Genomic DNA, 21258 nt, shown 5'->3' with positions numbered 1-21258 from the left:
ATCGTGCTGCGGCTGATCGGTCATCGCATCGCGATGTCCATCCCCCTCCTGCTGATCGTCTCCCTGATCGTCTTCGCCCTGGAAGCGCTCGTGCCGGGCGACGCCGCCCGCACCATCCTCGGGGAGAACGCGACGGCCCAGAGCCTGGCCGCACTGCGCGACCAGCTCGGCCTGAACGACCCGTGGACCGTGCGCTACGGCGACTGGCTGGCCGGCGCCTTCCACGGCGACCTGGGAACGTCGATCATCAGCGGCGTCGACGTCTCGTCCAGCCTGAGCACCCGGCTCGGGGTCACCCTGTCGCTGCTCATCCCGAGCATGCTGCTCAGCGCCGTCGCGGGCATCGCCCTCGGCTTCGCCAGCGCGGTGCGCGGGGGAGTGCTGGGCCGGTTCATCGACGTGGTGTCCCTGCTCGGCTTCGCCCTGCCCGGCTTCTGGGTCGCGCTGATCCTGGTCGCCTTCTTCGCCGTGCAGCTCGACCTGCTGCCGGCCACCGGCTACCAGGAGCTGACGGTGTCCCCCGGAGGATGGCTCAAGTCGATCATCCTGCCGGTCCTTGCGCTGAGCCTGCACGGCATCACCGCGGTCGCCAAGCAGACCCGCGACTCGGTGATGGAGGTGCTGGAGGCCGACTACGTCAAGTTCCTGCGCGCCAACGGCGTCAGCGAGCGGTCCGTGCGCTACCGGCACGTGCTGCGCAACGCTGCCATCCCCGTGGTGACCTCGCTCGGACTGGTCTCCGTCGGCATGCTCGGCGGGGCGGTGTTCATCGAGAACGTCTTCGTCCTGCCGGGCCTCGGCTCCCTGGCCACCCAGGCCACGCTCGACCACGACGTCCCCGTGATCCTCGGCGTCGGCGTCTTCTTCACCCTCTCGGTGATCGTCATCAACCTCCTGATCGACATCGCCTACGGCCTCCTCAACCCGAAGGTCCGTGTCTCATGACGACGGCAACCGAGTCACCCGCCAAGAAGCGCGGCATCGTCCGCTCCGTGCTGGCCACCTGGCGCGGCCGGATCACCGTGGGCTTCCTGCTGCTGTTCGTGTGCTGCCTGGCCGCACCGCTGCTCGCGCCGGCCGACCCGCTCCACCAGGACCTGCGGCACATCCTCGAACTGCCCTCCGGCTCCCACTGGCTGGGCACCGACAGCCTCGGCCGGGACGTGCTCAGCCGCCTGCTGTACGGCGGCCGGTCCTCGATCGTCGGCATCCTGGAGGGGGTGGCCGCGCACCTCGTGGTCGCCGTACCGCTGGGTGTCGCCGCCGGCTATCTCGGCGGCAGGTTCGACCGGTACGCGATGCGGGCCGCCGACATCGTGATGTCGGTGCCGACCATCGTGATCCTGCTGGCCATCCTCACCATCTTCAACCGGTCCATCGCCGCCGCGATGATCACCCTCGGTGCGCTCGGCGCCTCGGGCATGATGCGCATCGTCCGCGGCACCGCGATGACGGTCCGTCAGGAACTGTACGTCTCCGCCGCCGAACTGCTCGGGCTCAGCCGCACGCAGATCATCTTCCGGCACATCCTGCCCCGCTGCCGCGGCGTCATCATCGTGCAGACCTCGCTGTTCGCGGCCATCGCCATCGGCATCCAGACCGGTCTGACCTTCCTCGGGCTCGGCCCGCCCCCGCCGGCCGCGACCTGGGGCGGCATGGTCAACGAGGCGGCCACCACGCTGACCACCGCGCCCTGGCTGCTGGTCCCGGCGGGCGGCGTCATCGCCCTGACCGTGCTCGCCCTCGGCATCCTCGGCGACACCGTGCGGGACGTCACCGCGCAGAGCCACACCTCCTCCGGCGGCCTGCGGGTCAAGCCCGCGAAGCGCCGCCCCGAGGCGCCCGCCCCGACGGCGGCACCCGAGCGCCGGGCCCTGCTGTCCGTGCGGGACCTGAGCGTGTCCTTCCTGACCCCGCGCGGCGAGGCAGAAGTCCTCACCGGCGTCGGCTTCGACCTGGACGCGGGCCAGACCCTGGGCCTGGTCGGCGAGTCGGGCAGCGGTAAGTCCGTCACCGCGCGCGCCGTCCTCGGCCTCCTTGAGGCCAACGGCCGCGTCACCGCGGGCTCGGTCGTCTTCGACGGACAGGAGCTGACCCGGGCGAGCCGCAAGGAACTGGCCGCCCTGCGCGGCACCAGGATCGCCCTGATCTCGCAGGAGCCCATGGTCGCCCTCGACCCCTCCTTCCGGATCGGCGCACAGCTGACCGAGATCGTGCGCTCCCACACCAAGATGTCTCGCAGGGACGCCCGGCGCCGGGTGCTCGAACTCATGGAGCTGGTCGAACTCCCCGACCCGGAGGAGATGGCCAGGCGGTACCCGTTCCAGATCTCCGGCGGCATGGCCCAGCGCGTCGCCATCGCGGCCGCCCTGGCCGGCTCGCCCGACCTGCTGATCGCCGACGAGCCCACCACCGCCCTCGACGTCACCGTGCAGGCCGAGATCCTGGCCCTGCTGCGCCGCATCCAGCGCGAGACCGGCATGGCCGTCCTGCTCGTCACCCATGACTGGGGCGTCGTCGCGGACATCTGCACCCATGTCGCGGTCATGTACGCGGGCCAGGTCGTCGAGAGCGCCCCGGTCGAGCAGGTCTTCGGCGCCTCCGTGCACCCGTACACCAGCGCCCTCATGGCCGCCAGCCCCGACAGCGCCGCGCGGCGCACCCCGATCGACGCGATCGCCGGGACCGTGCCGCCGCCGGGCAGCAGGCTCGACGGCTGCCGCTTCCGGGACCGGTGTGCCCTCGCCGCGGCCGACTGCGCGGACAAGGACATCCCCCTGCTCCAACTGACCGAGGAACGTGCCAGCCGATGCATCCACACCGAACTGCTCCAGGTGCGGCCGTGAAGGGCGCCACGACGGCCGACGCGGCCGAACTCACCGTCAGCGACCTCGTCGTGGACTATCCGATCGGCCGGCGCAAGCACCGCCGGGCCGTGGACGGGGTGAGCCTGCGGGTGCCCGCCGGGCGCGCGGTCGGTCTGGTCGGCGAGTCCGGTTCCGGCAAGTCCACCGTGGCCAAGGCCGTCCTCGGCATGGCCCCGGTCAGCGCCGGACAGGTCGCCTGCGGCGGCACGAGCCTGGGCGACCTGGGCCGCAGCGGGCGTCCGCAGCAGATCCAGGTCGTCTTCCAGGACCCGTACAGCTCACTGGACCCCACCAAGACCATCGGGTACACCGTGCAGGAGCCGCTGCGGGCGCACGCCGACTCCACCGGTGCCCGGCTGTCGGCGGCCGAGCGCGAGGAACGCGTCCGGGCGATGCTGGCCAAGGTCGGCCTGCCTGCGGAGGCCGCGGACCGCTACCCCGCCCAGTTCTCCGGCGGACAGCGCCAGCGCATCTCCATCGCCCGCGCGCTCATCCTCGAACCCCGGCTCGTCATCTGCGACGAGGCCGTCAGCGCCCTCGACCTGTCCATCCAGGCGCAGATCCTCAACCTGCTCCTCGAACTCCAGCAGGACCTCGGCCTGTCCCTGCTGTTCATCACGCACGACCTGTCCGTCGTCAACCACATCGCCGAAGACCTCGTCGTCCTCTTCCGCGGCCGGGTCATGGAGACCGGGCCCGCGGAGCGCGTGTACCGGCAGCCGCAGCACCCGTACACGCGGCAGCTCGTCGTGTCGGCGCCGCTGCCGGACCTCGGCCGGCAGCGCACCCGCCGTGAACGGCGTGAAGCCCTCGCGCTGCCGCCCGCCCGGCAGGCCCCGCTCGGCGAGTCCTGCCCCTTCGCGCACCGCTGCCCCTTCGCCGTCGACCGGTGCCGCACCGAACGGCCCGTCCTGCGCGACGCACCCCTGGGCGGCCAGGTCGCCTGCCACCGCGCCGAGGACCTGCCGCCCTGGACCGACGACCTCACCACGTCCCCCGAGGCGACCGGGAGCACCGCACTGTGACCCTGCACCACCTGCGCGAACTCGCCGTCAGCGGCACCTTGCAACCGCTCGGCACCAGCCACCTGCCCGACGACGGCGTCGGCGTCGACCTGCGCCCGCTCGGCTACCAGGAGCGCGAGTTCCTGGTCACCGGCACGGCGGGGGAGTACCGGCACGTCGACGGCACCCTGCAGCAGACCGGCCAACTGCCCTACGTCACCCGCGTTCTGGTGCGCACCCCGCCCGCCGAACGCTTCAACGGCGTCGTCCTCGCGGAACCCCTGCACCCCGAGTACGACAGCGCGAGCACCTGGCGCATCGCCCACCCGTGGATCACCGGCACCGGCGCCGCCTGGGTCGGCATCACCCAGGACCACCGGATGGTGACGGCCCTGAAGGAGGCCTACGACCCCGCGCGGTACGGCGAGTTGTCGATCCCCGCCGCAGGCTTGCGCTGGGACATCGTCGGCGCGGTCCTCGCCGCGCTGCGCACCCCCGGCCGCAGCGTGCTCGCCGGGCTCGCCGACCGGGTACGGCACGTGTACCTGTCCGGCTGGTCCAACACGGGCAGTTTCTGCCGGGTGTTTCTCCAGGACGGCTTCCACGGACGCCACCGCCTCGCCGACGGGGCCCCGGCCGTGGACGGCTATCTCATCGGCATCTCGTCCGGGGCGGCCGGAGCGGCCGGCTATCCGCCGCTGTCCGACGGCTCCCCGGCGCTGCCCGCCGACGACCCGCGGCGCGTCATCGGCCCCGCCGACGTACCCGTCTTCGAGGTGCTCAGCGAGTTCGAGAGCGAGACCCACCGCCCGGCCCTGCGCGAGGACAGCGACGCCCCCGGCGACCGCTACCGCCTCTACCAGGTCGCCGGCACCTCCCACGACAACCCGCTGCTGGAGTCCGTGCTCACCAACCACACCCAGTTCCGCCGACGCAGCCACGACGTGCCTCTGCGGCGCATCACCGAACAGCCCAGCGACGCCCGCCTGGACGCGGTGGCCCGCGCCGCCTACGCCCTGCTGCACCGCTGGGCGGCCACCGGCGCCCCGCCCCCGCGCGTGGAACGCTTCCCCTTCGCGAGGGACGGGGTGACGGGCGGCGTCGACGAACTGACCCGCGACGAGCACGGCAACGTACGCGGCGGAGTCCGCACCCCCTGGGTCGAGGTCCCGCTGGCCGCCTACCACCCGCACAGCACACCACGGCCCGGCTACTGCCACCCCTCACCCTGGGCACCCATGGGCACCCCGGACCTGGTCGCCCGCCTGATCGGGCACATGACCCCGCTGCCCGGCGCGCAACTGCGCGCCTTGTACCCCACCCGGCAGGACTACTTGGACCGCTACGAGGCCGCGTGCGCGCGCCTGTCCTCGCAGGGACTGCTCCTCGAAGCCGACGCGCACATGCTGCTGCGCGCCGCGCACGAGCGCCCGCTTCCCCACCTGCCGGACCCGTCCGTACATCCCCTGCCCGACCTGTCCGGACCGCACTCCCCTTCCGGACCGCATCCCCCTTCCGGGCCGCACCCCTTTTCCGGAATGCACCACCCGCCCGTCGAGACCCCGGCGGCACCGAAGAAAGGACCCCGTTCGTGACCACCCTGGCTCTCGACGGCGCCGACATCTGGTTCGAACAGCACGGCTCGGGCGGTGACGTCCTCATCGCCAGTGCCTCGGGCTTCGGGGCGTATCCGGCGATCCTCGCCGAAGCCCCGTACCACTGCACGGTCGTCACCGTGCAGGCGCGCGGCTTCGGGCGCTCGACGCATCTGGCCGAACCGCCGGCCGCCGGCTGGCTCGACCAGTGGGGCGAGGACGTGCTGGCCGTCGCCGACCACCTCGGCATCGACACCTTCGTCTACACCGGCATCTCGCACGGCGCCGGCATCGGCTGGCACCTGGCCCGCCGCCACCCCGAGCGGCTGCGCGCGCTCATCAGCGTCGTCGGCACCCCGCACGACCGCTCCGGCGACACCTCGTCCTCCGCGGGCCGCCGGCGGATCGTCGAGGAACGCCGCAACCCGGCCGTCCTGGAGGAGCAGTTCCGCATTCTCGGCGGGCGCACCGAGGGCGAGGAACGGCTGCTCAGGCGCGAGCGGACCATCGCCGGACTCGTCCGCAGGCACCTCGACTACTCGGAGGAGGAGGCCCTGGTCAACCAGGGCATGCCCTTCCCGGAGGCCACCACCAACGAGGAGCTGGCCAAGATCCTGGAAACCATCCGGCTGCCCGTGCTCTCCCTCGCCGGACTGCGCGACGGGGTCATCTCCCCGCAGTCGGCGCTGCGTGCCGCGATGGCCGTGGCGCACAGCAAGACCGTGCTGTTCGAGGACGAGGGCCACTTCATGGGCGACGAACGCCCGCACCGGGTGGCTCGCGAGGTGCGGGTCTTCCTCGACGAACTGGCCGACTACGAGAGCAACGGGGGCACCTGGCGATGACGACGCTTCTCGCCGTCGGGGACATCATCCTCGACGAACCCGACTCGGACTCGTTCTTCGAGCCCAGCCGCTCCGCCCTGCGTGGCGCCGATGCCGTCATCGGCCATGTGGAGGTGCCGCACTCCACCACCACGGTCAGCAGCAGCACGGACGTCCCGGCGCCGCCCGCCGACCCCGCAGCGCTCGGCGCCCTGAGCCGGGCCGGGTTCCACGCGGTGACCCTGGCCGGCAACCACATCGCCGACGCGGGCGCCGAGGGCGTCCTCGACACCGTGCGGCACGCCCGCGCACACGGCCTCGCCACCGCCGGCGCGGGCCCGTCCCTGGCCGAGGCGAGGCAGCCCGCCCTGATCCGCGCCGGCGACCGCACCGTGGCCGTCCTCAGCTACAACTGCGTAGGCCCCAGGGAGAGTTGGGCCACCTCCGCCAAGCCGGGCTGCGCCTATGTGCACGTCCTGACCCACTACGAACTCGACCACGCGAGCCCCGGCGGACCCCCCGCGATCTACACCTTCGCGAACCCCGACAGCCTCGACGCGATGCGCCGGGACATCGAGGCCGCCCGCGACCGGGCCGACATCGTCGTCGTCGGCCTGCACAAGGGCGTCGGCCACACGCCCGCCGTGCTCGCCATGTACGAGCGGCCCCTGGCGCAGGCCGCCGTCGACGCGGGCGCCCACGCGGTCTTCGCCCACCACGCGCACATCATGCGCGGCATCGAGATCCACCGGGGCAGGCCCATCTACCACGGCCTGGGCAACTTCGTCACCGTCACCCGTGCCCTGACGCCGGACGGCGACAACGACAGCCCCGAGCGGCGCGCCTGGGCGCAGCGACGCGTCGAGCTGTACGGCTTCGCCCCCGACCCGGCCATGCCGTACTACCCCTTCCACCCCGAGTCCAGGAACACCGTCGTCGCCCGTCTCGACGTCGACGACCAGGGGGAGGTGCGTGCCGGGCTGCTGCCGTGCCGCATCGACGACCGGGGCAGACCCGTGCCCGTGACCCGCGAAGCCGGGGGTGAGGACGTCGTCGCCTACGTGCGGGACATCAGCCGCCGGGCCGGCCTCACCACCCGCTTCGACTGGACCGGCGACGACCTCGTCACGATCACACAGGGAGACCAGCGGTGACCGACATGCCGCACACCGACCGCACGCCGGGCCGCCCCCTCGCGGGCACCGTGGTGCTCGACCTGACCACGGCCCTGGCCGGGCCCTACGCCACCCTGCTGCTGGCCGGTCTGGGCGCCACCGTCGTCAAGGTGGAGAACCCCGCGACCGGCGGCGACAGCGCACGCAACAACTCGCCCTACTACGGACGTGACGGCCTGAACATGGCGCGCGTCGACGACACCGACATGTCGGTGTCGATGATGGGCCGCGGACGCAACAAGAAGAGCATCACCTTGAACCTCAAGGACCCGCGCGGCCGCGCCACCTTCCTGCGGCTGGCCCGCAACGCCGACATCGTCGTGGAGAACTACGCAGCCGGTACCGCCGACCGCCTCGGCATCGGCTACGAGGACGTACGCGCCGTCAACCCGACCGTGATCTACACCTCGATCAGCGGATTCGGGGCCGGCGGCGGCTCGGGCAAGGCGATGGACTCCATCATCCAGGCGCTCAGCGGAGTGATGTACACGGCCGGGGAGCCCGGCACCGAGCCGGTACGCATCGGCCTGCCGGTGGGCGACCTGCTGGCACCCCTCTACGCGGTCATCGGCACCCTCGCCGCCAAGACCCAGCGCGACCAGGACGGAGTGGGGCAGCACGTCGACGTCTCCATGCTCGGCGCGCTGACCTCGCTGCTGTCCACGGAGCCCTTCGACGCCCACGAACAGGTCGGACTGCCGGTGCGCACCGGCAACGAGGTGCCGCGCCTGGCCCCGTTCGGCATCTTCCCGGCCAAGGACGGCTTCCTGGCGCTGTGCGGGCCGACCGACACCTTCGCCCGCGGTGTCTTCCGCGCGATGGGCCGCCCCGACCTGATCGAGGACGAACGGTTCGCCACCCGCGACCAGCGGGTGCACCACGCCTCCGCCCTGCACGAGATGGTCGGGGCCTGGTCGCAGAGCAGGCCCCGGGCCGAGGCGGTCGCGGCGCTCGCCGCGCAGGGCGTGCCCGCGGCGGAGGTCCTCACCCCGGCGGACGCGCTGCGCAACCCCGACGTGCGGCGCCGCGAGGAGGTCGTGGAACTCGGCCATCCCGAGCACGGCTCCACCGGCGTGATGGGCCCGGGCGTGCCCATCCGCTTCTCGCACGCCGACGTGCGCCTGGACCGGCCGGCGCCCCATCTCGGCGAGCACACCGGCGAGTTGCTGGCGGACCTCGGCGGCCTGTCCGGCGAGGAAATAGCCGAACTGCGGCAGGCGGGGGTGATCTGAGATGCGCCCGATCGACGCACAGCAGGCCGCCGCCGCGCTGCGCGCCGCCCACGACGACAGGGCGCTGCACGCCCGGCAGTTCGCGGCACAGGGCCGCCCGGTGGTCGGCTACGTCGGCTGCGACACCCCGGTCGAACTGATCACGGCCGCTGGCGCGCTGCCCGTACGCCTGGCCGGGCGGGCAGGGCGCGACACGAGCCTGGCCCGCACCTACTTGGACGGCGCCGTCGACCCGCAGGTGGTGAACGTACTGGCAGCCATCCTCACGCCCGAGGACGGCGACCCCGTGCCCGACCTGATCGTCATCACCCACGACTGCGACGCGTCCCTCCAACTGTTCTACACACTGCGGGAGTTGCGCCGTACCGGAACGCACAGCTGCCCGCCGGTCCACTTCGTCGACCTGCTGCACCTGCCCGGGGAGGCCACCCGGCGCTACAACCTGGGCCGCCTCAGCCGCTTCGCCGACCAGCTCGCGGCCTGGCGCGGACGCGCCGTCAACGCCGCCGAACTCGCCGAGGCGGTCGCCGACCATGACGCCGCCCGCCGCGCCCGCACCGCACTGCGGAAGCAGCGCGCCAGTGCACTGACCGGCGGTGAGGCGCTGCGCTGGTACGCCGCAAGCACGGCCATGCCGCCCCGCGCGTACGCCGACACCCTGACCGCCGCGCTGACCGGCGAGTTCACCCGGCCCGAGGGCCGCCCGCTGTTCGTCTCCGGCAGCACCCACGACACCACCGACGTCTACGACGCGCTCGAAGGCGACGGCTGGCTGGTGGTGGGCGACGACCACGACTGGGGCGACGGCGGCGACCAGCCACCGGTCGGCGAGCCGACCCTGGAGGCGCTCACGGACCACTACACCCGCGAGGTCGTCCCCAGCACGGCCCGCACCCCGCAGCAGATCGCCTCCGCGGCCCGCGGCGCGGTCACCAGGAGCGGCGCCGCACACCTCCTCACGTACTGCCGCCAGTACGACGACGCCCACCGGTGGGACCACCCCGCGCGGGCGGCCGCGGCGGGCGTACCGGCCGCGCTCCTGCGCGACCAGCCCTACGCCGGCCTCGACCTGCCCGCACTGACCGCCCAACTCGCCCCGCAGGAAGCGCAGATGACCCGATGAGCGAGAGCACGAGCATACGTCCGCGCCGGCGCACGGGGCCGCGGCTGGCCGCGGCACGGGACGCCCTGCAGCACCAGCGCGAGTGGTTCGCGACCCTGCGCGGCCAGACGGAACAGGGGCGCCCCCTGGCACTCGTCAACGCCGACGCCCCGCAGGAGCTGTTCCGCGCCATGGACGTCCCCTACGTCGTCAACCAGTGGTGGTCGTCCATCATCTCCGCCAAGCGCATGTCGGGCCGCTACCTGAAGGCGCTGCGCGAGCGCGGACTGCCCGACGACGTCGAGCAGTACAGCGCCCTGCCCCTGGCCGAGGCGCTGTCCCCGCGCGGCGACGACGCGCCCTGGGGCGGACTGCCCACACCGTCCCTGGTCCTCGCCGAGTGCACGGGCGACAGCATGCGCCGCATGTTCCAGCTGTGGGAGAGCGAACTGGGCGTGCCCTTCTGGCCGTTGGAGAGCGCGGCGGCGGAGACCGTGGCGGTGAACTGGTGGGAGCTGATGCGCCACGACTGGGAGACCGCCATCGGCTCCGCGCGCATCGACCTGCTGCAGGACGAACTCAAGGCGCTCATCCCGCGCATCGAAGAGCTGGCGGGGGCCCGCTTCGACGAGGAACGTCTCGCGCAGGTCATGGCGCTCTCCAACGAACAGGCCGAGTGGAACCGCAGGACCCGCGACCTGCTCGCCGCCGCGCCGCGCTGCCCCGTCCCGGTCGACGACATCATCCCCGCCGTGATGATCCCGCAGTGGCACCGGGGCACGTCCTGGGCGACCGCGGCGGCCAAGTCCGTGTACGACGAGGTCAGTTCGCTGGTGGGGGAGGGCCGCGCGGTCGTCCCCGAGGAGCGGCACCGGCTCATGTGGATCGGCCGCGGCCTATGGTTCGACATGGACTTCTACCGCTCCTTCGAGCAGTCGCACGGCGCGGTCTTCGTCTGGTCCATGTACCTCGCCCTCGCCGCCGACGCCTACGCCCGCTACGGCGACGACCCGCTGCGCGCCCTGGCCGCCCGGTTCTGTGCCTTCCGCGATCAGATGTACACCCCGCCGTGGTCGGTCGAGTGGTACGTGAAGGAGGCGAAGACCCACCGGGTCGACGGCGTCGTCCACCTCATCAGCCCGGACAGCCGCAGCAGTTGGTTCACCACCCACGCCCTGCGCCAGGCGGGCATACCGGTGCTGGAGATCCGGGCGGACAACGCCGACGGCCGCTCGCTCGATCCCCGGGCTATGCATGACCAGGTGGCGCGGTGGATCGAATCGCTGCCGGACCAGTCCCAGGGGTGCTGAAAATCTCCTGGGGGTGCCAAGGACTCCTGGGGGTCCTAAGGACTCTTGGGGGTGCCAAGGATCAGGGCGCGGTGAACAGGGTCGGGAAGCGGGGTGCGAGCCAGGGCTTGCGTCCCCAGGCATGAATCTGTCCCTGTGCCATGGCCCGCCATGGGTTGCGACGCCCGAGCGCGATGAGGAAGAAGGCGACCGGCGCGATCAGGATGGTGCAGTCCGGCCGCTCCAGCGGCGCGGGGGACACCACCACGGCGCCGTCGGCGAGGCTGACGCCGAACGCCGGGCCGCCCCTGAGGCGAACGGTGTAGCGGACGGTCAGATCGGCGACGGCGGTCGGGTCGGCGACGCGCGGCATGACCGCGAGGAAGAACGGCATGCACAGGCCGACCCGTTCGCGGTCGATCATGTGGGGGAGTTTCAGCGCCCGAGCGAGGTCGTAGCCGTGGCCCAGCATGTGGGTCAGCAGGTAGGACGCGAGGATGGGCCGGTCCATGGGACCCAGCGGCGTGACGAGTGCCGGGCCGGCCACGCTCTCGTCACTCGCGCCTTGATGAACAGCCTTGATGAACGCCTCGGCCTGTTCGACGATCATCGACGCCAGCGGCTGGGCCCTGCGTTCGCGGAAGGCGTCGAGGCTCTGAGCGTTGGCCGCCGCGAGACTCTGCGGTGTGCCGTCCCCGTAGGGGCGTTCGCGTCCGGCGGCGAGGTCCGCCATCAGCTCGTTGGCCAGTGCCAGGTGGGCAGCCGCCTCGCCGAGAGTCCACTGCGAGTCGGGTACGGGAACGCCCGTGTCGCACTCGTCGTGCAGCAGGGTGGCGATGTCCGCGGCCGTCCTTCGTATCGCTCGTTCGAGCCCGACGGGTAGCGGCTCCTGGATGCTGTGCTGTGTCCTGGGATGCACGCTGCCTGTTCCCTCCCGCCGCCCGCGCCCTTCGCATGTCCGGCGCGCCGAACCCAACCAGACGCGGGGGCGCCCGACAACCCCTGGTGATGGGCATAGCTGCGGCGTCACGGCCGCCACCTGGCGAGGTTGGCGGCGAACGGGCATCACCTGGCATGCCAGCGGTGGCAGGCCGCGCGGTGAACTGGTGAGACTGCCTGGACGTGGGGGCGTCGGTCGCGCGGAGCCCCAGCCGAACATCTGCGCGGAGGCGGCGTGCCTCGATGCTGCGGTGTGGCGTGAAAGAAGGAGGAACCCATGGCGACATTCGTTCTGGTGCCCGGCGGTTGGAAGGGCTCCTGGTCGTACGAGGCGGTGGTGCCGCTGCTGGAGCGTGCCGGTCACGCCGTGCACGCCCTGACCCTGACCGGTCTGCGGCCGGACGACGAGGAGACGGCCGTGGCGAGCGCCAACCTCGACACGCACGCCGACGACGTGTTGCGGCATCTGGATCGGCACCACCTCACCGACGTGACGTTGGTCGGCCACAGCTATGCCGGGATGGTGATCTCCGCCGTCGCGGACCGCGCTGACGGACGGATCTCGCGGCTGGTGCATCTCGACGCCTTCGTGCCGCGCGACGGTGAGTCCTGGTGGTCGTCGACGAACGACTATTTTCGCAGCGTGGCTGCTGCTGGCGCTGCGGACACCGGCTACTCGATCCGACCGCCCGACGGGGGCGATCCCCGCCGCCGTCGGCATCCCCTCGCCTCGTTCCTGCAGGCGGCCCGGCTCACAGGCAAGGTCGCACAGGTACCGCGCCGGGAGTTCGTCTACTGCTCGGGCTGGGAGGGCCGGACGCCGTTCGCCGGACTGCGCGCCCGGCTTCTGGCCGATCCCGATTGGCTGGTCCACGAGCTGCCGACAGGCCACGACGCCATGCACGAGGCCCCACAGGCGGTTGCCGCGCTCCTGCTCGGCGAGGGCGCGGCGGGTGTGGCCGCGTAGTGGCGGGCGGCCCTATTCGGGCCTGGTTCGGCGGGCATCAATCGGCCGGTGTCGCCAATCGGTCGGCGATCTCTTCAGCGGTGAGCACGAGGGCGAAACCCTTGCGGAGGACGGCGAGTTCGGGTTCTTGGCGCGACTCGTCGTCGGTGGCCGTGACGTCGGAGCCGAAGACGACCTTGTAGCCGCGTTCGTAGGCCTGCCGGGCGGTGGTGCCGCAGCAGTAGTTGGTGAGCGTTCCCGTGACGATGACCGTGTCGCGGCCGAGGTTGCGCAGCATCGTGTCGAGCGGGGTGTCGTAGAACGCGCCGTAGGAGGGCTTGCGGATGACGGCCTCGTCGGGGCGGCGGCCCATCGGGGCCCAGACCTCGGCAGGACCCGGCCGGCGCCAGTCGGTGTCGGCGTGCGGGAGGAACCGCAGGGCGTGCGGCCGGTCCAGTCCGAGATGGGTGTCGTCGAAGATGGTCCACAACACGGGGACGGAGGCTGTCCGGCATGCGTCGACCAGTCGCAGCAATGTGGGCGCCATGCGGGTGGCGGCGGGCACCCAGTAGGGGCTCCAGCCGGGCCGGACGAATTCGTCCTGCATGTCGATCACCAGCAGCGCCGTGTGTTCGGGCCGTACGTCGAACGATGCCCGGCCGTGCTCGTAGGCGTCGCGCGCCCGGGCGCTCACCCATTCCTCGGTGTATGCCATCGTGACTCCTGCCTCGATTCGAGGTACCTCGTTTCGAGGTGCGAGAATAGCAGCATGCTCGAACTCGCGATCCTGGGATTCCTGGCCGAGAACCCGCTGCACGGCTATCAACTGCGCCACCGCATAGAGCACTTGTCGGGTCACAACCGGCCGGTCAGCGACGGCAGCCTGTACCCGGCGATCAACCGGCTGGTCAGCGCCGGGCTGCTGGAGCGGCGCACCGAGCCGGGCGCCTCGGCCGCCCAGCGGCACACCCTGAGCCTGACCAAGGCCGGTCACCGCGAGCTTCTGTGCCGACTGCGGGATGCCAAGGGCCTGGACATCAGCGACGGCACGCGATTCTTCACGATCCTGGCATTCCTGTCCCACCTGCCCGACATCGCTGACCAGCACGCGGTACTGCGCCGGCGACTCGAGTTCCTGGAACAGCCCGCGAGCTTCTTCTACGACGGTGAGCGCGGCCTGGGCGCCGACGACACCGACGACCCCTACCGTCGCGGCATGCTCACCATCGCCCGCGCGACCAGCCGCGCCGAAAAGGCGTGGCTGCGCGAGGTGTTGGCCTGATGTGAAGGAGCGATCGCAGGTGACCTCGTTGGGCCGGTACGCCGAAGTCCGCAACATCCCCGGGCTGACACCGTTGCTCCTGGCGGGAGTTGTCGCCCGGCTCGGCAGCGGTATGACACCGCTCGCCCTGCTGCTCCTCGTCGAGGAGGCGACCGGGCGGTATGCCTGGGCCGGCCTCGCGGTCGGTCTGTATGCCCTGGCCGGTGTGTCGGTCAGCCCGGTGATCGGGCGGCTCGCCGACCGGCTGGGACCCTCCCGCGTTCTGCTGGGTACCGCGATCGTGCATGCGATGGCCCTCATCGGGTTGGTGATCAGCGCCCGCGGCGGAAGCGCCCTGCCGGTGATCTGCACGGTGGCCGCGGCCGTCGGCGCGACCTACCCGCCGCTCACCGCGGTCATCCGCGGCACATGCAACCGGCTCACCGCACCCACGACCGGCTGGGCACGGCTGCGGGGAACCGTGCTGGCCGCGGACACCGCGCTGTACGAGATCGTCTTCGTCGTCGGCCCCCTGCTGGTGGGGGCCTTCGGGGCCATCGCCACCCCGGCCGCGGCGATCATCGCGGCCGCCGGGGTGACCCTGGCCGGTACCACCCTGGTGGCCTGCGCGGCCGTGATGCGCGCCCAGCGCCCCGATGCCTGCCGCGTCCGGCGAGGCGGTCTGGGCCCGCTGCGGCTGCCCGGCTTCACCGTGCTGCTCGGCTGTGTCGGTGCGCTGGGCGCGGGGTTCGGCGCCGTCAGCGTGGCGGTCCCCGCCTATGCCACCGCGCACGCCGGCCATGACCCCGCCGCGCTGGCCGGACTGTTGCTCGCGGTGTGGGGTCTGGGTTCGGCCGTGGGCGGCCTCTGGTACGGAGCCTGGCCGCCACGTGCGCCCCTGCACCGGCAACTCGCCTGGCTGCTCGGCGGCGTGGCCCTGAGCCTTGCGGCACTTGCTGTCGCGCCGAGCCCGACGGGGCTGGGCGCCGCGCTCGTGCTCGGCGGTGGTGTCATCGCCCCCTGCCTGACGGTCTACATCTCCCTCGTGGGCCGCATCGTGCCCACGGACATGCTCACCGAGGCGCACACCTGGATCGCCACCGTCCCCATCGCCGCCAACGCGGCCGGAGGAGCGGCGGCGGGCACCCTCGTCGACCAACCGGGCGGAACGTCCTGGGCGTTCGTCCTGGCAGGCGTGATCGTCGCCGCCGCCGCGGTGGCGGCCGCATGGCCGTCCGGACCGATCACCAGGGCCGACACCGAAGCCGACCGGACGACGTCGACAGGCCCGGACACAGGTTGGCCGTCGTGCGCGGCACGAACGGACTGCGGGTGTGCCTGATCGTGCCTGATTTCGAGTGCAGGGCGGAAAGGGAACTCAAACAGTCGCGGGCTGACAAAGGAGGCCCGTACCGCACCAGTTCTGCTGGTTGAGATGGTCGAGCATGGTCGCCTCCGCCGCACCGGGATTGGGCCGCACGCCGACGATGACGGGCTCGGCAAGGGACGGCAGGAGCGGGTAGGCCAGTTCCTCGAAGCCCTCGGGGATGGCCGACGCCGGGACCACGGTGACGCCCAGGCCCTGCGCCACGAGCCGAACCGCGGTGGAAATCTGCGACGCTCGGGCCACCGTGTGCGGGCGTAGACCCGCGTCGGAGAGCAGGCGGGTGAGGTAGTCGTCGAGCAGGCTGGCGCGCCGGAACCGGATCCACCCCTCTGACGCCAGGTCCTCCAGGCGCAGGGCGGCACCGTCCGCGAGGAGCGGGTGCCCCTTCGGCAGGACGGCGACGTAGGCCTCCTCACCCAGCGGGTGAGCGTCGAAGGTGCACCCGGCGGGGATGCCGTGCACGAGGATCATGTCGAGGTTGCCCTGGCGGAACAGTCGTTCCATCTCCGCGAGATCGGGCTCCTCATGGAGAGTCACCTGCAGCTTGGGATGCCGCTTGCGCAACTGCCCCAGTACTTGGGGAAGTTGGCGGGCCCCCAGGCCCATGTGCACAGCCATGATGAGCTCGCCCGACAGCTCCCCGTCGGCGGCCCGGGCGGCCGTGACGGCACGCCGTGACGCGGTCGTCGCGATCTCCGCCTCCGCGAGGAAGGCCCGCCCTGCCACGGTCACCGTCACCCCGCTCGGGACGCGGGTGAAGAGCCGTACCCCGAGGTGCTTCTCCAGGGCGGCGATCTGCTGTGACAAAGAGGGCTGCGTGACCTGGAGACGTTCTGCCGCCGCCGTCATGGAGCCCTCCTCGGCGACGGCCAAGGCGTACTCGTACTGGCGCAGGTTCATGTGCGTCCCACCTTCGACATGCCATAAGAGATGTCAATGCCGAGTATACATTGCCACTATTTGCTTCTATGTCAGGCCGTTCCTACCGTGGTTCACGCCCGGCGCAGCCATCAGGGCCGAAACGCTGCTGCAGCCCGATTCCGGCGCGCCGCGAGACATCTTTCCGAGGAGCACACGCATGCATTTCGAGGGCAAGAACGTCCTGATCACGGGTGCGGGATCGCGAGGAGGCATAGGCGCCGCGACGGCGCACGCGTTCGCCCGCGACGGAGCGTCGGTGGTGATCACCGGCCGCAACGTCGAACGCGGGGCCGAGGTGGTGGACGACATCACGGCAGGGGGAGGGAAGGCCCGGTTCATCCTCGCCGATCTGAGTGATCTCGCCGACGTCGAGCGGCTGGCCATGGAGGCGGGTGACATCGATGTGCTGGTCAACAACGCGGCAAGCTACCGGGCCAGCATCAAGCCGACCCTCGACCAGGACCTCGAAGCGAACGCGGAGTCGTGGGACACCAATGTGCGCGCCGCCTTCGTCCTCAGCACACGACTGGTGCGAGGCATGATCGAGCGGGGCGGCGGAAACATCATCAACATCAGCAGTATCGCCGCCGCCATCGCCATGCCGCAGATGGCGACCTACGGAGCGCAGAAGGCGGCCGTCGAGTCGTTCACCCGCAGTTGGGCCGTGGAGTGGGGCCCGCACGGCGTACGCGTCAACGCGGTGGCCCCGGGCAACGTGAACAGCGACAACGTGGTGGACTTCATCGGCGCCGACGAGTTCACGACCATGTCCCAGGTCAACCCGCTCAAGCGCAACGCCACACCCGAGGAACTCGCCGAGGTCATCGCGTTCGTGGCGAGCGAGCGCGCGAGCTTCGTCACGGGCCAGGTGATCGTGGCCGACGGTGGTCGCCTCGCCGTCTGAACGGGCGAGTGGCCACCGCCACGGCAAAGGTCTGCGGCCGCCCGCCCGTGTGCGGCCGCGGACCGGACCCGAACCGGGGTACGACGCCGGCCGGCAACCGGGCCGCCGACGCACCAGCCTCCGCTCTTCTGGACGCCGCCCACGCTCGCACCGGATGCTGTGAGAGAAGGACAGCCATGACCGAACTGACGCTGGAAGAGGCGGAAGCGCATGTGCACGGCGGGTCATTCAAGACCGGCCCTTCTGAGCGGATCGGTGTGGAGACGGAATGGCTGGTGCAGGACCGCCGCAATCCCCAACTGCCCATCTCCCTCGACCGGTTGAACACCGCCCTTGCGACGATCGAAATGCCGGGTGCCCTGCCCTGGGGCAGCAGGCTCACTCGTGAGCCGGGCGGTCAGTTGGAGTTGAGTTCGCCGCCGGCCCTCTCACTCGGCGCGTGCGTCGAGACGATGGCCGGGGATATCGCCGTACTGCGCACGGCAGTTGAGCAGGATGATCTGATACTCGTCGGCCGCGGCCTCGACCCGTATCGCGAACCGCCCCGCCTGCTCGACCACCCCCGCTACCGGGCCATGGAGGCATTCTTCGACCGCGAGGGCCCCTGGGGCCGCGACATGATGCGCCGCACCGCATCCGTACAGATCAACCTGGACTCCGGCGACGACTCCCGTGGCATCGGCGGCTACCGCTCCCGCTGGGAACTCGCCCACCGCATCGGTCCCGTACTCGTCGCCGCCTTCGCCAACTCCCCGATACAGGACGGGTGGCCCACCGGGTGGCTCTCCAGCCGTCAGGACATCTGGTCCCGGATCGACGCCGGCCGTACCCGCCCGCCCCGCTACGACCCCGACCCCCGTGTGGCCTGGACCCGCTATGCACTCGACGCGCAGGTGATGTGCATACCGGGCGACCTCCACGGGGACTGGTCCGCGCCCCCGGGCCTGACCTTCCGTGCCTGGCTGGAGGGCCAGGGTGTGCCCGGGCTACGGCCACCGACCCTGGCCGACCTGGACCACCACCTCAGCACCCTGTTCCCGCCGGTCAGGCCGCGCGGGTGGCTGGAGCTGCGGATGACCGATGCGCAAGACGGCGACGACTGGGTCGTACCGACCGTGCTGGCCGCGACGCTCCTGAACGACCCGGTGGCGGCCGATACCGCCTACGCGGCGACTGAGCCGCTGTGCCCGGATCCACAGCGGCCCGTCCCCTCCCACGACGTCTGGCTGCGGGCGGCCCGCACCGGCCTCGAAGACCAGGACCTCGCCAAGGCCGCCCGCGCCTGCTTCGCCGCGGCCGACAGCGCCCTCGCCACTCCCGGCACCCCGGCCGCACTCCGGCACGCCCTGACGGATTTCGCCGAGCGCTACACCGAGCGCGGCCGTTCCCCCGCCCACGACCATCTGGACGCACTGCGCCGCACCTGACCGCCGCAAAGGCATGCCCCATTGGCGTGGGCGCCGTTCGTAGCAAGCAGCGGACGGTGCGACGTCACGCAGGGGCGCCGAGAGGCGGGTGTTCGAGCACGCGGGGCTTGTACTCGACGAGCTGGATGCGGCCGTCGAAGGTGCGGTGCTCGGTCATTTCGAGGGCGACGTCCGGGTAGCCGTCGTAGATGCGTTCCTGGCCCGTGGCCCCGGTGATCACCGGGAACATCACGACCCGGAAGCGGTCGACGAGCCCGGCTCGCAGCAGGGACCGGCACAGGCTGAGGCTGCCGATGGTGCTGAGGAGACCGGAACCGCTCGACTTCATGGCGCGGACCGTCTCGACGGCGTCGTCGCTGACGAGGGTGGAGTTGGCCCACGTCAGTGGCTTCTCCAGCGAGGAGGAGAACACCACCTTCGGCGCTTGCGTGAGCTCGTCGACGGACGCTTCTTCCTCGGGCCTGAAGTCGTCCTGGCCACTTGGGACTTGGCCTTCGGCGAAGCCCGACATCAGGCGGTAGGTGTTCGCTCCCATCAGATAGGTGACCTCGGGCTGCTCACCGAGCCAGGCGAGGTACTCCGGACCCTCAAGCCCCCAGAACCCGGGCCATCCCTCACCCGACGCATAGCCGTCGAGGGAGGTGATGAAGTCGACGAGAAGCTCTGACATGTCGCTGTCCTTTCCTCGGATGTCACGAGCTTGGACCGGGCGGGAGCCACAAACTCATCGCCGCGCTGAGGAGCAACGAGAAAAACCCATGATGCTGCAGCAGGACAGGACAGGACAGGACAGGACAGGACAGAACAGGACGGGATAGAACAGGACAGGACCGGGCAACGGGCGGCCCTGTTCTGCCGGGCGTCACGGCTCAGCCGGGTCAAGGACCGTCGGATTTGTGCGGCGCATGCCGCAGTGCCCATCGCGGCAGCAACGGCCTGCCGCGGCGGGTGGCGGAGCGGCCCAAGACGACGGGGACGACCACGAACACCACCTTCAACAGGAGGGCTGCCACGACCGCGTTGACGGCCCAGCCGGTCCACGTCGAGGTGGCCAGTGCGGCTCCGCCCAGACCCACGTGCACGGCGATGACCACGACGGCGACCGCGATCAGCCCGATGGTCCTGCCGCCGCCGCGACGCTTTGCATTCCCGGTTGCGGAGACGGAGGCCGTCCCGGCGTCGCCCTCGCCGGGCGGGTCTGGGGGCGTTTGGCACCGCTGCCAGGTCACCATCAGGTGGTCACGGCGGCCGATCTTCTCAAGGCGTGCGGTGATGCCGTCCTGGAGACGCTGCAGGGTGTCCTGGCCGCCGGCGTCGATGCGCAGATTCAGCGTGTCCGGGGTGGCCTGCAAGGTGAGCCGGCCCTCGGCGAAGCGAATCACGCCGACCGCGTCGGAGTAGTCGACATCCTGCACTGTCGGCGGCATGCCGCCCCCTCCGTGGCGGGCGGGCGGCTGGTGGCGCACGCCGCTCATCTGCCCCAGGTGACGGCAGAGTTGGACGAGGTAGCGGCTGGCGCGCTCGGTGGAAACGTGGGCTTCGGCGGTCGGCATGACCTTCCTTTCTGAAACCGCGGGGCGGCTGGGGCCGCGCGGGCGCTGGCGTCGCCCACCTGCGGCGTCGTCCTGCGGAGAACTCAGTTCCTGGTGAGCGCGGTGCGCCAGCCGCGGATGCCGTCGGAGTGGGCGGGCAGGGTGCAGGCGATCGTGACGGGTTCGACGGCGTCGATCCGCCACCCGTCGGCGAACGCCGTACGGATCTCCTCCGGTGTCAGCCGATGCGTCCGCCCGGACGGGTTCGGCGGCTCGTCGCGGAAGCAGAGCATGAAGTAGCGCCCGCCGGACTTCGTCGCGGTGCGCAGGCTTGCTGTGTAGGCTGCCCGGTCCTTGTCGCGGAAGCCGTGGAAGACCAGGGAGTCCAGTACGACGTCGAACCGCTCGCCGAGGTCGGCCAGGCGCAGGGCGTCGTGCCGCACGAACCGTGCCGTCAGGCCCCGTACCTCTGCCTTCTTCACGGCAAGATCCAGGGCGTTGGTGGCGAGATCGACGCCGGTGGCCTCCAGCCCGAACCGGGCGGCCATGAGCGTGTGTTCGCCGGTACCGCAGCCCACATCCAGTACCCGGCCGTGCAGAAGCCCCGCGTCGGCGAGGGCGAGAAAGGCGGGCTGGGGGAGGCCTGTGTCCCACGGCGGCGGGCTCGCGTAGAGCTCCTCGTGCCGGAATGCGGCGTCGTCCGTGCCCCGGCGGCCGGAGGCGTGGTGCCGTCGGGGGCGGGCGGTGTCGACATCGTGAGATCCGGGATCGGGGTCGGGGTCGGGATCGGGGTCGTGGGTCGGCTCGTCGGCGAGCTGTGCCATGAGGGGCACTCCTTGCGTCGCGTGGAAGT

General features: G+C 71.5%; 20 protein-coding genes. 14 read left to right on the top strand and 6 right to left on the bottom strand.

Annotation, left to right across the window (positions count from 1 at the left end):
- The first annotated feature begins 3 nt into the window (after window positions 1–3).
- From MQN93_RS35185 to MQN93_RS35145, 9 genes are read left to right on the top strand one after another with little or no spacing between them, the layout of a single operon-like run.
- Entirely contained in the window at window positions 4–945 is a 942-nt protein-coding gene (locus MQN93_RS35185) for an ABC transporter permease (protein ID WP_016430138.1), read from the top strand.
- On the top strand, window positions 942–2846 hold the full coding sequence (locus MQN93_RS35180; protein WP_242712715.1) for a dipeptide/oligopeptide/nickel ABC transporter permease/ATP-binding protein: 1905 nt from the start codon (window positions 942–944) through the stop codon (window positions 2844–2846). The genes MQN93_RS35185 and MQN93_RS35180 overlap by 4 nt, the downstream gene beginning before the upstream one ends.
- Window positions 2843–3892, top strand: coding sequence for an oligopeptide/dipeptide ABC transporter ATP-binding protein (locus tag MQN93_RS35175; RefSeq protein WP_242712714.1), 1050 nt, complete (start codon window positions 2843–2845; stop codon window positions 3890–3892). The genes MQN93_RS35180 and MQN93_RS35175 overlap by 4 nt, the downstream gene beginning before the upstream one ends.
- The gene (locus MQN93_RS35170; protein WP_242712713.1) at window positions 3889–5466 is read left to right on the top strand and encodes an alpha/beta hydrolase domain-containing protein; all 1578 of its coding nucleotides are present in this window, start codon (window positions 3889–3891) and stop codon (window positions 5464–5466) included. The genes MQN93_RS35175 and MQN93_RS35170 overlap by 4 nt, the downstream gene beginning before the upstream one ends.
- Window positions 5463–6311 (top strand): alpha/beta fold hydrolase, encoded by an 849-nt coding sequence (locus MQN93_RS35165; RefSeq protein WP_242712712.1) that lies wholly within the window; start codon window positions 5463–5465, stop codon window positions 6309–6311. The genes MQN93_RS35170 and MQN93_RS35165 overlap by 4 nt, the downstream gene beginning before the upstream one ends.
- The gene (locus tag MQN93_RS35160) at window positions 6308–7444 is read left to right on the top strand and encodes a CapA family protein (protein ID WP_242712711.1); all 1137 of its coding nucleotides are present in this window, start codon (window positions 6308–6310) and stop codon (window positions 7442–7444) included. Before MQN93_RS35165 ends, MQN93_RS35160 begins: the two co-directional genes overlap by 4 nt.
- Before the next feature lie 5 nt (window positions 7445–7449).
- Window positions 7450–8697, top strand: coding sequence for a CaiB/BaiF CoA transferase family protein (locus tag MQN93_RS35155; RefSeq protein WP_242712767.1), 1248 nt, complete (start codon window positions 7450–7452; stop codon window positions 8695–8697).
- 1 nt (window position 8698) lies between these two features.
- Entirely contained in the window at window positions 8699–9820 is a 1122-nt protein-coding gene (locus MQN93_RS35150; RefSeq protein ID WP_242712710.1) for a 2-hydroxyacyl-CoA dehydratase family protein, read from the top strand.
- A complete protein-coding gene (locus MQN93_RS35145; RefSeq protein WP_242712709.1) occupies window positions 9817–11109 on the top strand; it encodes a 2-hydroxyacyl-CoA dehydratase family protein in 1293 nt (430 codons plus the stop codon). Before MQN93_RS35150 ends, MQN93_RS35145 begins: the two co-directional genes overlap by 4 nt.
- Before the next feature lie 61 nt (window positions 11110–11170).
- Here the strand turns inward: MQN93_RS35145 and MQN93_RS35140 are convergent, their stop codons facing one another.
- Window positions 11171–12007, bottom strand: a complete 837-nt coding sequence (locus tag MQN93_RS35140; protein WP_242712708.1) for a maleylpyruvate isomerase family mycothiol-dependent enzyme — start codon at window positions 12005–12007, stop codon at window positions 11171–11173.
- Window positions 12008–12304: 297 nt separating this feature from the next.
- Between MQN93_RS35140 and MQN93_RS35135 the strand changes: the two genes are divergently transcribed.
- Complete coding sequence (locus MQN93_RS35135; RefSeq protein WP_242712707.1) at window positions 12305–12994, top strand: alpha/beta fold hydrolase; 690 nt, start codon at window positions 12305–12307, stop codon at window positions 12992–12994.
- 37 nt (window positions 12995–13031) lie between these two features.
- Here the strand turns inward: MQN93_RS35135 and MQN93_RS35130 are convergent, their stop codons facing one another.
- Window positions 13032–13688, bottom strand: coding sequence for a cysteine hydrolase family protein (locus tag MQN93_RS35130; RefSeq protein ID WP_242712706.1), 657 nt, complete (start codon window positions 13686–13688; stop codon window positions 13032–13034).
- Between the two features lie 54 nt (window positions 13689–13742).
- Between MQN93_RS35130 and MQN93_RS35125 the strand changes: the two genes are divergently transcribed.
- Together MQN93_RS35125 and MQN93_RS35120 are read left to right on the top strand one after the other, a co-directional pair.
- Window positions 13743–14255 carry a PadR family transcriptional regulator gene (locus MQN93_RS35125; protein WP_242712705.1) on the top strand — a complete coding sequence of 171 codons (513 nt, stop codon included), beginning with the start codon at window positions 13743–13745 and terminating at the stop codon, window positions 14253–14255.
- A gap of 19 nt (window positions 14256–14274) precedes the next feature.
- On the top strand, window positions 14275–15576 hold the full coding sequence (locus MQN93_RS35120; RefSeq protein WP_242712704.1) for an MFS transporter: 1302 nt from the start codon (window positions 14275–14277) through the stop codon (window positions 15574–15576).
- Between the two features lie 36 nt (window positions 15577–15612).
- On the opposite strand, the gene MQN93_RS35115 is transcribed toward MQN93_RS35120, so the two are convergent.
- On the bottom strand, window positions 15613–16521 hold the full coding sequence (locus MQN93_RS35115; RefSeq protein WP_242712703.1) for a LysR family transcriptional regulator: 909 nt from the start codon (window positions 16519–16521) through the stop codon (window positions 15613–15615).
- Window positions 16522–16699: 178 nt separating this feature from the next.
- Between MQN93_RS35115 and MQN93_RS35110 the strand changes: the two genes are divergently transcribed.
- Together MQN93_RS35110 and egtA are read left to right on the top strand one after the other, a co-directional pair.
- Window positions 16700–17446, top strand: a complete 747-nt coding sequence (locus MQN93_RS35110; protein ID WP_242712702.1) for an SDR family NAD(P)-dependent oxidoreductase — start codon at window positions 16700–16702, stop codon at window positions 17444–17446.
- Between the two features lie 176 nt (window positions 17447–17622).
- Window positions 17623–18873: an ergothioneine biosynthesis glutamate--cysteine ligase EgtA gene (egtA, locus tag MQN93_RS35105; RefSeq protein WP_242712701.1), complete on the top strand. Its 1251-nt coding sequence runs from the start codon at window positions 17623–17625 to the stop codon at window positions 18871–18873.
- Window positions 18874–18937: 64 nt separating this feature from the next.
- Here egtA and MQN93_RS35100 read toward each other — a convergent pair whose 3' ends face one another.
- The 3 genes from MQN93_RS35100 to MQN93_RS35090 all read right to left on the bottom strand — a co-directional run bounded on the left by MQN93_RS35100 (window position 18938) and on the right by MQN93_RS35090 (window position 21229).
- Entirely contained in the window at window positions 18938–19543 is a 606-nt protein-coding gene (locus tag MQN93_RS35100) for a dihydrofolate reductase family protein (RefSeq protein ID WP_242712700.1), read from the bottom strand.
- A 208-nt stretch (window positions 19544–19751) separates the two neighbouring features.
- A complete protein-coding gene (locus MQN93_RS35095; protein ID WP_242712699.1) occupies window positions 19752–20426 on the bottom strand; it encodes a DUF2218 domain-containing protein in 675 nt (224 codons plus the stop codon).
- 83 nt (window positions 20427–20509) lie between these two features.
- The gene (locus tag MQN93_RS35090) at window positions 20510–21229 is read right to left on the bottom strand and encodes a class I SAM-dependent methyltransferase (protein ID WP_242712698.1); all 720 of its coding nucleotides are present in this window, start codon (window positions 21227–21229) and stop codon (window positions 20510–20512) included.
- Window positions 21230–21258 lie beyond the last annotated feature (29 nt).

The organism is Streptomyces spinosisporus (assembly GCF_022698145.1).
GTDB classification, from domain to species: domain Bacteria; phylum Actinomycetota; class Actinomycetes; order Streptomycetales; family Streptomycetaceae; genus Streptomyces; species Streptomyces spinosisporus.
Note: the sequence above shows the minus strand (reverse complement) of the source record. Positions and strands in the feature narration are given on the sequence as shown.